Here is an 11843-nt window from a genome sequence, read left to right on the forward strand (position 1 = left end):
CTTGAACTACCAGTTCGACTTCGCGCCCGTGCTCGCACAGTGGCCCCTGCTGCTCGAGGGCGCATGGGCCACCGTGCAGCTGTCCTTTCTTGCCACCGTGCTGGGCTTCGCGCTGGGCACGGTCTGCGCGCTGGGCCGCAACGCCCGCCGCGGCTGGCTGCGCAACCTCACGGGCGGCTACGTGGAGGCGGTGCGCAACACGCCACTGCTGATCCAGAGCTACTTTCTCATCTTCGGCCTGTCCAGCGCGGGCGTGACGATGCCGATCATGGTGGGCGCGGTGCTGGCGCTGGTGGTGAACATCGGCGCCTACAGCTGCGAGATCATCCGCGCGGGCATCGAGTCGGTCCACAAGGGCCAGCTCGAAGCGGCGCAGTGCCTGGGCCTGTCGAAGCTGCAGGTGTTCTGGCACGTGATATTGCGGCCCGCGGTGGAGCGCGTCTACCCGGCACTGGCCAGCCAGTTCGTGCTGCTGATGCTGGCCTCCAGCATCATGTCGTCGATCGGCGCGGAAGAGCTGTTCGGCGTGGCCAACCGCATCCAGTCGGACACCTTCCGCAACTTCGAGATCTTCATCGTGCTGTGGGTGGTGTACCTGGCGCTGTCGTACGCCATGCGCCTGGGCTTCTGGCTGCTGGGCCTGCTGATCTTCCCGCGCCGGCGCAAGCTGGGCACACCGCTGTGAGCCGGGCGAAAGAGGCTTCGACATGACCTTCATGCCAATCGATCACTTCGGCTTCCTGTTGATGGGCGCATGGGGCACGGTGCAGCTCTCGGCGCTCGCGTTCGTGGGCGGCGGACTCATCGGGCTGGCCGTGGCGCTGGCGCGCGTCTCGCCGATCAAGGCGGTGCGCGTGGCCGCCGCGGGCTACATCCAGGTCGTGCAGGGCACGCCGCTGCTGGTGCTCATCGGCGTGTGCTTCTTCGGGCCCAACATCGCGGGCATCGGCTCGGTGCCCGCGCTCGCCGCGGCGGCGCTGGCCATCACCATCTATGCGAGCGCCTTTCTCGGCGAGATCTGGCGCGGCTGCATCCAGTCGGTGCCGCGCAGCCAGTGGGAGGCCGCCGAATGCCTGGCGCTCACGCGCTGGGAGCGCATGCGACGCGTGATCCTGCCGCAGGCGCTGCGCATCGCGACGCCGCCCACCGTGGGCTTCATGGTGCAGATCATCAAGAACACCTCGATCGCATCGCTGGTGGTCGGCTATGCCGAGCTTTCGTACAACGCCAAGGTGCTGAACAACTCGACGTTCCAGCCCTTCCTGTATTTCGGGTGCGCGGTGGTGCTGTATTTCATTCTTTGTTATCCGCTCTCGCGATGGAGTCGCGCCCTTGAAAGGAAGCTCAATGCAGCCCGTGGTTGAACTCAACGAAGTCCACAAGCACTTCGGCAAGCTGCATGTGCTGAAGGGCGTGTCGTTCTCGGTCGCGCGCGGCCAGGTGGTGGCCATCATCGGCCAGAGCGGCTCGGGCAAGAGCACGGCGCTGCGCTGCATCGACCGGCTGGAGACCATCGACAGCGGCACCATCCAGTGCTGCGGCCACGCGGTCCACGACACGGCACTGAACCTGCGCGACCTGCGCCAGGACGTGGGCATCGTGTTCCAGAGCTACAACCTGTTCCCGCATCTCACGGTGAAGCAGAACATCACGCTCGCGCCCAGGTCGGTGAAGAAGATGAGCGGCGCGCAGGCCGACGCCATCGCCATGGAAGTGCTCGAGCGCGTGGGCCTGGCCGAGAAGGCCGACGCCTACCCCGAGCAGCTCTCCGGCGGCCAGCAGCAGCGCGTGGCCATTGCGCGCTCGCTCGCGATGAAGCCCAAGCTGATGCTGTTCGACGAAGTCACCTCCGCGCTCGACCCGCAGCTCACCGGCGAGGTGCTCAAGGTGATGGAGAAGCTCGCGGCCGAGGGCATGACCATGATCCTCGTCACGCACGAGATGGCATTCGCGCGCGGCGTGGCCGACAAGGTCATCTACATGCACCAGGGGCTGGTGTGGGAGCAGGGCGACGCCAGCATCCTCGGCAACCCGCAGACGGCCGAGCTGCGCCAGTTCATCGGCACCGGGCTTTGAGCCGCCGCCCTTCTCATTCCTCTTTCTCGACCCCCAACTCCAGGAGACATTCGATGACCCGTTCCCCCTCGTTCAAGCGCCGCGGCGCACTGCTCTCGGCCCTCATGCTGGCCCTTCCGCTGGCCTTTGCGACTTTCACCAGCGCCTCGGCGCACGCCGACCAGCTCGACACCATCACCGCCGCCAAGAAGATCCGCATCGCCATCGACCTCGCGGTGCCGCCGTACGGCCTGAAGGACGAGAAGCTCAACGCCACCGGCTCCGACGTCGAGACCGCGCGCCTGCTGGCGAAGAGCCTGGGCCTGGAGCTCGAGATCGTGCCCACCACCGGTGCCAACCGCATTCCGTTTTTGCAGACCGACAAGGCCGACATCGTCATCTCCAGCATGTCGGTGACGCCGGAGCGCGAGAAGGTGGTCGACTTCTCGGTGCCCTACGCCGCCATCCTGGCCGTGGTCGGCGCGCCCAAGAGCATGACCATCACCGGCCCCGCCGACCTGGCCGGCAAGAAAGTGATTGCCACGCGCGGCACCACCAACGACCAGGAGCTCACCAAGGTGCTGCCGGCCGGCGCGCAGGTGATTCGCTTCGACGACGACGCCACCTCCATCACCGCCGTGGTGAGCGGGCAGGCCGACATCTTCGCGACCGCGCCGCCGCTGCTGAAGACCATCAACGAGAAAAACCCGGCCAAGCAGATGGAGCCGAAGTTCACCATGAAGGTCAACTTCCTGGCCATCGGCATGCGCAAGAACGAGCCGCGCCTGAAGGCCAAGCTCGACGAGTTCGTGAAGGCGCAGCTCAAGAGCGGCGAGCTCAACACCATCTACAAGAAGTTCCACGGCGCCGACCTGCCCGCGGACGTGACGCGCAACGGAGCTTGAGCACGATGGCGAAGATCGAGCAGGTAGAGATCGCGCAGATCGACATTGCGCCCAAGGTCAAGCGCACCGACGCCATCCAGTCCTTCGTGACGCAGGAGACGGTGATGGTCACCGTGCGCTGCGACGACGGCTCGGCGGGCACGGGCTACACGTACACCATCGGCACGGGCGGCTCGTCCATCGTGGCGCTCTTGCAAGACCACCTGGTGCCGCGCCTGATCGGGCGCGACCCGCAGCAGTACGAGGCCATCTGGCGCGACCTGTTCTTTCACACGCACGCCACCGCCGTGGGCGCCATCACGAGCCTGGCGCTGGCGGCCATCGACACCGCGCTGTGGGACCGCAATGCGCGCGCGGCGGGCCTGCCGCTGTGGCGCCTGGCCGGCGGTGCGCAGCCGCGCGTGCCGGTCTACACGACCGAAGGCGGCTGGCTGCACATCGAGCCGGCGCAGCTCGTCGAGCAGACGCTGGCCGCCAAGGCAGACGGCTTTCTGGGCGCGAAGATCAAGGTCGGCAAGCCGCATGTGGCGCAGGACATCGCGCGCCTGTCGGCCGTGCGCGAAGCGGTAGGCCCTGGCTTCGAGCTGATGGTGGACGCCAACCAAAGCTTCACCGTGGCCGAGGCCATTCGCCGCGCGCGCCAGTACGCACCGCTCGACCTCGCATGGTTCGAGGAGCCGATGCCGGCCGAGCACGTGCGCGGGCATGCGCAGCTGCTGGCCAGCACCAGCGTGCCGATCGCGGTGGGCGAGTCGATGTACCACCCCTCGCAGTTCGCGGAATACATCCAGCAGGGCGCCTGCTCCATCGTGCAGGCCGACGTGGCGCGCGTGGGCGGCATCACGCCGTGGCTGAAGATCGCGCACCTGGCCGAGGCGCACAACATCGCGATGTGCCCGCACTTCCTGATGGAGCTGCACGTGAGCCTGTGCGCGGCGGTGCCGAATGCGCGCTGGGTGGAGTACATCCCGCAACTCGACGACCTGACGACGAGCCGCCTGCGCATCGAGGGCGGCCATGCAGTGGCGCCGGAGACGCCGGGCCTGGGCATCGAGTGGGATGCGGACCAGCTGAAGGCGCGGCGCAAGTTCGCGCCGATCGTGGTGCGCGGCTGAAGAAGCCCCGCCGCCTGGCTCAGGCTTCCAGCAGATTGCGCAGCGCCAGCAGGTCGCGCGCGATCCACTGCGCATCGCGCTCGAAGGCCGCGTCGTCCATGTGCGGCTGGCGCAACAGCGTGAACTGCAACTCGCAGATGTCGGGTGCGACGCCGATCACGCGAAACGGCAGGTAGACCTCGGGCACGCCTTCGGGCGCGACCCAGTGGTCGAGCACGCCGAAGTCGTTGCGCGGCGCGAAGCGCATGCGGGCGTCGCCGCTTTCGGGCGTGCGCACGGTCCAGTGGTCGCCGTGCGGCACCAGCGCGCTCTTCGCGAGGCCGCTGGCCCAGTCGGGCAGGCGCTTCGGGTCGGCCGCGAGCACATAGGCGCGGCGCCATTCGCACTGCACGCGCTGCGTGACGACGCGCGAGGGCGCGGCGTGGTCTTCATTCGTCGTTTTCATCGAAATCGCTCCTGAGTACCTTGGACACGACGGCGCCGGAAAAACCGCGCGCCATCAGGAACCGCATCTGCTTCGCCCGCTCCTTCGCATCGGCGGGCGGCGCGTCGAAGCGGCGGCGCCACAGGGCCGTAGCGCGTTCGACTTCCGTGGCCTGCAAGCCGGCCACCGCCTCGGCGATGGCCTCGGGCGCGATGCCCTTGGCCTGCAGCTCCTGCCGCACCCGCAGCGCGCCGGAGCGGGCCGCGCGCTGGTTCAGCACCGAGGCCACCACGCGCAGTTCGCTGATGAAGTCTTTCGCGGTCAGTTCGTCGAGCGCCTTGGCCAGCGTGCCGGGCTCTTCTTCGTGCTTCGCGAGCTTGCGCTCCAGTTCCAGGCGCGAATGCTCGCGCTGGCTCAGCAGGCGCAGGGCGCGGCCTTTGAGGGAGGGGGCGTTGAATGCCATGCGGCGGGTCCTGGCCTTGCTCGCGCGGCCCCGCATGAGGCCGCGGAGCCGCGCGGGATCTTATTCGCCCTTCTCGGCCTTGTCTGCCTTCTCGGCCTTGTCCGCCTTGGCGGCCTTCTGCGGCTTCTCGGGCGTGGCGCCGGCGTCGGCGGCCAGCAGCGGAATGCCCAGCGACTCGCGCACCTTGTTCTCGATTTCGCGCGACAGCTCGGGGTTCTCGCGCAGGAACTCGCGGGCGTTGTCACGGCCCTGGCCGATTTTTTCGCCGTTGTAGGCGTACCAGGCGCCCGACTTGTCGACGATCTTGGCGGTCACGCCCATGTCGATGACTTCGCCTTCGCGGCTGATGCCCTCGCCGAACAGAATGTCGAACTCCGCCGTCTTGAACGGAGGCGACACCTTGTTCTTCACCACCTTCACCTTGGTTTCGTTGCCGATGGCCTCGTCGCCCTTCTTGATGGTGCCGATGCGGCGGATGTCCAGGCGCACCGAGGCGTAGAACTTCAGCGCGTTGCCGCCGGTGGTGGTTTCGGGCGAGCCGAACATCACGCCGATCTTCATGCGGATCTGGTTGATGAAGATGACCATGCAGTTGGTCTTCTTGATGGTGGCGGTGAGCTTGCGCAGCGCCTGGCTCATCAGGCGGGCCTGCAGGCCGGGCAGCGAGTCGCCCATTTCGCCTTCGATTTCGGCCTTGGGCGTGAGCGCGGCGACCGAGTCGATGACGATCAGGTCGACGGCGCCCGAGCGCACCAGCGAGTCGACGATTTCGAGCGCCTGCTCGCCGGTGTCGGGCTGGCTGATCAGCAGGTCGGACAGGTTCACGCCGAGCTTCTGGGCGTATTGCACGTCGAGCGCATGCTCGGCGTCGACGAAGGCGCAGGTGCCGGCCTGCTTCTGCATGGAGGCGATGACCTGCAACGTGAGCGTGGTCTTGCCCGACGATTCAGGGCCGTAGATTTCGATCACGCGGCCGCGCGGCAGGCCGCCGACGCCCAGGGCGATGTCCAGGCCGAGCGAGCCGGTGGAGACCACCTGGATGTCTTCGAGCGCCTCGCCTTCGCCGAGCCGCATGATCGTGCCCTTGCCGAACTGCTTTTCGATTTGTGCCAGCGCGGCCTGCAGGGCCTTGGCCTTTTCACTGTTGGCGACCGAGATGCTTGCGCCCTTGACAACTGCGTCCATGTGGAAATCTCCTTGAATATCAACGGTTTGTGTGAGGTGTCATCCGATCTGCTTTTAACCACAGGCTGGATGCTTGAACAGTAGTGTAGGGGTTCGTTGGTTCGAGTAAACCCATTTTTTGATCAGTTTGCTTTACCATTTGGCGCCATGTCCGAAGCCGCATTTCCACCCGACACCGACGCCTGGCGCCAGACCCACCTGGGCCGCCTGCTGGGCCATGCCATGCGGCGTTTCGATGCGCGCGTGCTCGAACTGATGGCGCACGACATCGACGTGCCGCTGGCGCTGTCGAACCTGGCGGCGCGCGCGCAGGTGAGCGCGGCGCACATTCACATCACGCGGCATCTGGCGCGCGAGGGCTCGCGCCTGACCGAGCTGGCCGAGCGCGCCGGCATGACCAAGCAGGCGATGGGCGCGCTGGTGGACCAGTGCGAGGCCTGGGGGCTGGTCACGCGCGGGCCCGACCCGCTGGACGCGCGGGCGCGGCGCGTGCTGTTCACGGCCGACGGCCTGGCCTGGCTCGACGCCTTCCGCAGCGCAGTGACGCAGGCCGAGCGCGAGTTCAAAAGCAGCGTGGGCGACGACATCGCCACCGTGGTAACCATCGGTCTGGAAGCCTATACAGCGGGCTAGACTCCGGCGCAGAGACAAATGTGAACGGTGCCGGTCCGGCGCCGGACACACGACACAGGCCGGGGGTGCCGCATGCGGATTCTGATTGCCGAAGACGACCAGGTGCTGGCCGATGCCCTGCTGCGCAGCCTGCGCACCTCGGGTGCGGCGGTCGACCACGTGGCCAACGGTTCGCAGGCCGACACCGCGCTCATGACCCATGACGAGTTCGACCTGCTGATCCTCGACCTGGGGCTGCCCGGCCTGCACGGCATCGAGATCCTCAAACGCCTGCGCGCGCGCGGCTCGCAGCTGCCGGTGCTGGTGCTCACGGCGGCCGACAGCGTGGAAGAACGCGTCAAGGGCCTGGACCACGGCGCCGACGACTACATGGCCAAGCCCTTCAGCCTGCAGGAGCTCGAGGCGCGCGTGCGCGCCCTCACGCGGCGCGGCATGGGCACCACCAGCAACACCATCCGCCACGGCCCGCTGGTGTACGACCAGGGCGGCCGCGTGGCCACCATCGACGGCAAGATGGTCGAGCTGTCGGCGCGCGAACTCGGCCTGCTCGAAGTGCTGCTGCAGCGCGCCGGCCGGCTGGTGAGCAAGGACCAGCTGGTCGACCGCCTGTGCGAATGGGGCGAGGAGGTGAGCCTGAACGCCATCGAGGTGTACATCCACCGCCTGCGCAAGAAGATCGAGAAGGGGCCGGTGCGCATTGCGACGGTGCGCGGGCTGGGCTACTGCCTGGAGAAGATCCCGGGCTGAGCCCCGTCCGCGCGGCGGACCTTCACAGCTTGCGAAGATTCGCTGAGAGCGTGGCGCCCGCACCGCCCTTGACCAGGAACGAGATGCCCCTGAAGTAGCCGTTGCTTTCGAAATTGCCCGCCGGCGCCAGCGAGATGACGGCAGGTCCCGCGTAGGGCAGAGTGGTGTTGAGCTGGCAGGCGGTCTTCGTGTCGGTGCCGGTGTTGACCGCCTTCATCGTGAGGCCGTACATGTTCTTGGAAGTGCCGGGCTGTGCCTGCGACACGGTCCCCGAGATGCTGCAGTTGCCCACCTGCGCACCGGTCGTCGTGCCGGTGAATGCGCCCTTGGCGTTGACTTCGATCGAGACGCCGATGCCGAAACTGGTGTCCGCGTTGGCCCATTTGCCCACCACGCTGTCTTGCGAGACCGACAGCGCGTTCTCGACCGCATAGCGCAGCGGCCCGAACGCCGACGACCCTCTTGACTCGTAGGCGTAGGTCCCGTCCATCGAGACCTTGGGCGAGAAGGTGCCCGAGCCCGTGACCGCAGATGCCTTGACGAAGTAGAAGGTCGTGTCCGGATTGAACGTCCAGTTGAGTCCGGACACCCTGATCGACCCCCACAAGGAGCCGACGTTGAACTGGCGCGCGATCGCGCCGTCGGCGCCGACGTAGGTAAGACCGAGCAGCGTGACGTAGACGCCTTCGCTGTCGTTGCCCACGGCAGCGGTCGATCCGGCCTGCGGCGCGCTCAACGACGGCAGCGGCTCGCTGCCCGGCACCGGATCGCGGTTCGGCGCAGGCGCCGGCGCGGGGGGCGGCGAGGACGCCGGGGCCGGGGCGGCCGCGGGCAGCACCGGCAACATGGGCATGCCGCCGCTGCCGCCACCGCCGCCTCCACAACCCGCGAGCCCTGCGGCGCACACGGACGCGACGATCCACAACGGCTGCACGCAGCCGTTCAATGACTTGTTCTTCATGACTCTCCCTGAGGTTTTTTTGAATTGCAGAAACTGCACGCGCAGACTACAACCGAGCACCCTCTCAAGCGGCCCTGCACAGGGCCCGCACCGCCGCACTAAATCACGCCCGGCTCAGTTTTTTCTTCCAAATCAGGAACCTGTACTTGAAGCTCTTCCAGCGCGCCCAGCGCTCCCTGTTCGGCGAGATCCTCGACTGGATGCTCACGCCGCTGCTGCTGCTGGTGCCGGTGAGCATCGGCGTCACCTGGCTGGTGGCGCAGGGCATCGCCAACGCGCCCTTCGACCGCGCGCTGGAGCACAACGTGAAGGCGCTGGCCGAGCTGGTGACGGTGCGGGAAGGGCACACGCGGTTCGTGCTGTCGCAGTCGGCGCGCGAGATCCTGCGGGCCGACGACGCCGGCCACGTGTACTACCAGTTGCTCGACGGAAACGGCGAGTTGCTGAGCGGCGAGCGCGACGTTCCGCAGCCCAACCTGGACGAGCCGCTGCCGCCCGGCCAGGTGTTCCTGCACAACAGCGACGTGCACGGCCAGCCGGTGCGCGTGGCCTCGCTGTGGATCGCCAGCGGCAGCGACGACGTGCCGCCCACGCTGCTGCAGCTGGCCGAGACGCGCGAGAAGCAGTCGGTGCTGGCGGCCGAGATCATCAAGGGCGTGCTGCTGCCGCAGTTCGCCATATTGCCGCTGGCGGTGCTGCTGATCTGGCTGGCGCTGGTGCGCGGCATCAAGCCGCTGTCGGTGGTGGAGGCGCGCATCCGCGAGCGGCGCCCGGGGGACCTGAGCCCGCTGGACGAATCGTCGGTGCCGCTCGAAGTGGTGCCGCTGGTGTCGTCGGTGAACGAACTGCTCGACAAGCTCAACGACTCCATCGGCACGCAGAAGCGCTTTCTGGCCGACGCGGCGCACCAGCTGAAGACGCCGCTGGCGGGCCTGCGCATGCAGGCCGACCTGGCCCAGCGCGAAGGCGCCAATGCCGACGAGCTGAAACAGTCGCTCAAGCAGATCGGCCGCGCCAGCAAGCGCGCCACGCACACGGTGAACCAGTTGCTGTCGCTGGCGCGCGCCGAGGGCAACAGCGCCCACGCGCACCACCAGCCCTGCGACCTGGCGCGGCTCACCATCGAGGTGGTGCGCGAGGCGGTGCCGCGCGCGATCGAGAAGCGCATCGACCTGGGCTACGACGGCGCGGAGGCCGGCGCGCCCGGCGTGGTGTTCGACGGGAACGCCACGCTGCTGAAGGAGCTGGTGCGCAACCTGGTGGACAACGCGATCAACTACACGCCCTCGACGCCCGAGCGCCCCGGCCTGATCACCGTGCGCGTGCTGGCCGACCCCTTCGGCCATGTGCAGCTGCTGCAGGTGGAGGACAACGGCCCGGGCATCGCCGAGACCGACCGCGAGCTGGTGTTCGAGCCGTTCTACCGCGTGCTCGGCAACGAGGCCGACGGCTCGGGGCTGGGGTTGCCGATCGTGCGGGAAATTGCCAACCAGCACCGCGCGCAGGTGAAGCTGGAAGATGCGCATCCGGGCAAGCATCCGCCGGGGGCGCTGTTCACGGTGCGCTTCGAGGGTGAAGCGACGGCTTGAGCCGCCGTGTCAGGGGGCGGGCGCGGATGCGGGTGAGGGCGTGGCCGCAGCCGGTTTGACGTCCTTGCGGATCTGCAGCCATTCGGGGTGGATCTGGCGTGCGACACGCTGCGGCTCGCGCTCGTAGAGGCTCGCGGGCGCGAGGCCGAAGCCGGCGAGATCGCCGCGCGTCCACAGGAAGTAGCCGGCGTTGGCCAGCAGCAGGACGACGAGCAGCGCGCGCAGCTTCATGCCGGTCAGAAGGCCATGCCGCGAGGCCGCACGCTCACTTCGTCGCTCGATATCAACTGCAGGCCGGCTTCGGTGCGCACCTGCAACTCACCACCCCAGGCCACGCCTTCGCACAGGCCGGCGGTGCCGTCGCTGAGCACCACCTCCCGCCCGCGCAGCACGTCGCGCGCGGCAAAGCGTTCGGCGAACGGGGCGAAGCCGCGGGCCTCGAACTCGCGCACGCCGCGCACCAGCGGCTCGGCCAGTTCGCCCAGCACCTCGGGCGCGCTGGCCTCGGGGCGCCACTGGCGCAGCCAGGCCGGCGGCGTGCGCATGCCGTCGGCTTCGCGCGCGCCGATGTTCAGGCCGATACCGATCACCAGGTAGCGCGCCGCGTCGGCGCGGCCGGCGGACGGCATCGCCGTCTCGATGAGGATGCCGGCCAGCTTGCTGTCGTTCACCCACACGTCGTTGGGCCACTTGAGGCCGACCTTGTGCGCGCCGGACGGATCGAGGCTTTCGGCCACGGCGACCCCCACGGCCAGCGACAGGCCTGACCAGTCGGCCGGTGCCAGCGGCAGGCCCAGCGAGAACACGAGCGAGGCGGCCTCGTCCTGCTGCGGCGAGCTCTGCCAGGGCCGGCCCAGGCGGCCACGGCCGGCGGTCTGGCGCTCGGCCACGAGCAACACGGGCTCGACGCGCCCAGCGCGCGCGCGGCGCATCAGCTCGGTGTTGGTGGAATCTATTTCGGCCACGGCCTCGACCGTGAAGCCGGGCAGCAGCGGTACGACGGATGCGGCGATCCGGTCTTCGAACCAGGCGGCCGAGGCGCTGCGCATGGTCAGGCCTTCTCGGCCTTGTCCTTCTTGGCGGACTTCTTCTGCGCCTTCTTGTCGGCTTTTTCCTCGGCCTTCTTCGCTTCCTTCTTCTCGACCTTTTTCTCGGCTTTTTTCTCGGCCTTTTTCTTTTCTGCCTTCTTGGCCTTCTTCTTCTTTTTCTTCTCATCGTCCTCATCGTCCTTGGGCGTCAGCAGCGTGCCGCGGCACGCCTCGGTGCCGCACCAGCAAGGAAATTCGGACAGCAGCTTCGGCGTGTACGGCTCGTCGATGACCAGGCCGTAGTCGTAATTGAGCTCTTCGCCTGCGGCGATGTTGCGCAGCGCCTTGATATGAACGCGCCCCTCGACTTCGTCGGCCTCGCAGTTCGGTTCGCACGAGTGGTTGATCCAGCGTGCGTCGTTGCCCTTGACGTTGCCGTCGATCACACGCCCGTCATCGATGTGGAAGTAGAACGTGTGGTTCGGCTGGGCCGGGTCATGCGGATGGCGGCGCAGCGCCTCCTTCCAGTTGATGACTTCGCCCTTGTATTCGATCAGCGTTTCGCCTTCGGCCAGGTCCTGCACGGCGAAGACGCCGTTGCCGTGGACATCGGAGCGTCGCATTTGAATGCGGCGGCCGGAAATGGGGGTTTTGGAAGGCATTGCCGAAGTCTGTTAGTTTGAATGTGCACACATGCGCGTGTACGCGTGCGCACGCGGGAAGCCGCACAGTATAGAG

15 protein-coding genes are annotated in these 11843 nt (G+C 67.6%); 8 read left to right on the forward strand and 7 right to left on the reverse strand.

Features of this window, described 5'->3' with window-relative positions:
* Position 1 precedes the first annotated feature (1 nt).
* The 5 genes from ACSFA5_RS19480 to ACSFA5_RS19500 are packed head-to-tail and all read left to right on the forward strand — an operon-like array spanning position 2 to position 4075.
* The gene (locus ACSFA5_RS19480; RefSeq protein ID WP_435445678.1) at positions 2–685 is read left to right on the forward strand and encodes an amino acid ABC transporter permease; all 684 of its coding nucleotides are present in this window, start codon (positions 2–4) and stop codon (positions 683–685) included.
* A gap of 22 nt (positions 686–707) precedes the next feature.
* Positions 708–1364, forward strand: a complete 657-nt coding sequence (locus ACSFA5_RS19485; RefSeq protein WP_435445679.1) for an amino acid ABC transporter permease — start codon at positions 708–710, stop codon at positions 1362–1364.
* Positions 1348–2076, forward strand: coding sequence for an amino acid ABC transporter ATP-binding protein (locus ACSFA5_RS19490; RefSeq protein ID WP_435445680.1), 729 nt, complete (start codon positions 1348–1350; stop codon positions 2074–2076). The genes ACSFA5_RS19485 and ACSFA5_RS19490 overlap by 17 nt, the downstream gene beginning before the upstream one ends.
* A 53-nt stretch (positions 2077–2129) precedes the next feature.
* The gene (locus tag ACSFA5_RS19495) at positions 2130–2960 is read left to right on the forward strand and encodes a transporter substrate-binding domain-containing protein (protein ID WP_435445681.1); all 831 of its coding nucleotides are present in this window, start codon (positions 2130–2132) and stop codon (positions 2958–2960) included.
* A gap of 5 nt (positions 2961–2965) precedes the next feature.
* Entirely contained in the window at positions 2966–4075 is a 1110-nt protein-coding gene (locus tag ACSFA5_RS19500; protein ID WP_435445682.1) for a mandelate racemase/muconate lactonizing enzyme family protein, read from the forward strand.
* Between the two features lie 19 nt (positions 4076–4094).
* On the opposite strand, the gene ACSFA5_RS19505 is transcribed toward ACSFA5_RS19500, so the two are convergent.
* Genes ACSFA5_RS19505 through recA form a run of 3 tightly spaced genes read right to left on the reverse strand, consistent with a single transcriptional unit; the run spans position 4095 to position 6147 of the window.
* Positions 4095–4520, reverse strand: coding sequence for an SRPBCC family protein (locus ACSFA5_RS19505; protein WP_435445683.1), 426 nt, complete (start codon positions 4518–4520; stop codon positions 4095–4097).
* Entirely contained in the window at positions 4504–4962 is a 459-nt protein-coding gene (gene recX, locus ACSFA5_RS19510) for a recombination regulator RecX (RefSeq protein WP_435445684.1), read from the reverse strand. The genes ACSFA5_RS19505 and recX overlap by 17 nt, the downstream gene beginning before the upstream one ends.
* 60 nt (positions 4963–5022) lie before the next feature.
* Entirely contained in the window at positions 5023–6147 is a 1125-nt protein-coding gene (recA, locus tag ACSFA5_RS19515; protein ID WP_435445685.1) for a recombinase RecA, read from the reverse strand.
* A 147-nt stretch (positions 6148–6294) separates the two neighbouring features.
* On the opposite strand from recA, the gene ACSFA5_RS19520 reads away from it, so the two are divergent.
* Both ACSFA5_RS19520 and ACSFA5_RS19525 read left to right on the forward strand, forming a co-directional pair.
* A complete protein-coding gene (locus ACSFA5_RS19520) occupies positions 6295–6780 on the forward strand; it encodes a MarR family winged helix-turn-helix transcriptional regulator (RefSeq protein ID WP_435445686.1) in 486 nt (161 codons plus the stop codon).
* Positions 6781–6852: 72 nt separating this feature from the next.
* Positions 6853–7527: a response regulator gene (locus ACSFA5_RS19525; protein ID WP_435437344.1), complete on the forward strand. Its 675-nt coding sequence runs from the start codon at positions 6853–6855 to the stop codon at positions 7525–7527.
* 22 nt (positions 7528–7549) lie between these two features.
* Here ACSFA5_RS19525 and ACSFA5_RS19530 read toward each other — a convergent pair whose 3' ends face one another.
* Positions 7550–8488, reverse strand: a complete 939-nt coding sequence (locus tag ACSFA5_RS19530; RefSeq protein WP_435445687.1) for a hypothetical protein — start codon at positions 8486–8488, stop codon at positions 7550–7552.
* A 146-nt stretch (positions 8489–8634) separates the two neighbouring features.
* On the opposite strand from ACSFA5_RS19530, the gene ACSFA5_RS19535 reads away from it, so the two are divergent.
* Positions 8635–10077: a sensor histidine kinase gene (locus tag ACSFA5_RS19535; RefSeq protein WP_435445688.1), complete on the forward strand. Its 1443-nt coding sequence runs from the start codon at positions 8635–8637 to the stop codon at positions 10075–10077.
* A gap of 9 nt (positions 10078–10086) precedes the next feature.
* Here the strand turns inward: ACSFA5_RS19535 and ACSFA5_RS19540 are convergent, their stop codons facing one another.
* The 3 genes from ACSFA5_RS19540 to ACSFA5_RS19550 are packed head-to-tail and all read right to left on the reverse strand — an operon-like array spanning position 10087 to position 11767.
* Positions 10087–10308: a sporulation protein gene (locus ACSFA5_RS19540; protein ID WP_435445689.1), complete on the reverse strand. Its 222-nt coding sequence runs from the start codon at positions 10306–10308 to the stop codon at positions 10087–10089.
* A gap of 5 nt (positions 10309–10313) precedes the next feature.
* The gene (locus ACSFA5_RS19545; RefSeq protein ID WP_435445690.1) at positions 10314–11126 is read right to left on the reverse strand and encodes a biotin--[acetyl-CoA-carboxylase] ligase; all 813 of its coding nucleotides are present in this window, start codon (positions 11124–11126) and stop codon (positions 10314–10316) included.
* Between the two features lie 2 nt (positions 11127–11128).
* A complete protein-coding gene (locus ACSFA5_RS19550; protein ID WP_435445691.1) occupies positions 11129–11767 on the reverse strand; it encodes an SET domain-containing protein in 639 nt (212 codons plus the stop codon).
* Positions 11768–11843 lie beyond the last annotated feature (76 nt).

Source organism: Variovorax monticola (assembly GCF_051216855.1).
Classification (GTDB): domain Bacteria; phylum Pseudomonadota; class Gammaproteobacteria; order Burkholderiales; family Burkholderiaceae_C; genus Variovorax.